Raw genomic sequence first — 311 nt, 5'->3', positions numbered from 1 at the left:
CAGGGGAAGGTTCGTCCTCCCTGGGTTAGTCGGGACCTAAGCCGAGGCCGAAAGGCGTAGGTGATGGACAACAGGTTGAAATTCCTGTACCGCCAATAAGCGTTTGAGAAAAGGGATGACACAGTAGGACAGGATGAGCGTGCTGTTGGTTATGCACGTCCAAGCACTGAGGCAGTATCCGGAGGCAAATCCACGGATATAATGCTGGGGTGTGACGGGGAGCGAAATTTAGTAGCGAAGCATCTGCATTCACACTGTCGAGAAAAGTCTCTATCGAGTTTAAAGGCGCCCGTACCGCAAACCGACACAGG

At 52.7% G+C, this 311-nt stretch carries 1 rRNA gene; it reads left to right on the top strand.

Annotation, left to right across the window (positions count from 1 at the left end):
* A 23S ribosomal RNA gene (locus ACK2WN_RS12375) occupies window positions 1-311 on the top strand; the annotation flags it as partial.

The sequence above is a fragment of the Peptacetobacter sp. AB800 genome (assembly GCF_047807365.1).
Classification (GTDB): Bacteria; Bacillota; Clostridia; order Peptostreptococcales; family Peptostreptococcaceae; genus Peptacetobacter.
This window is presented reverse-complemented; position numbering and strand designations above follow the sequence as displayed.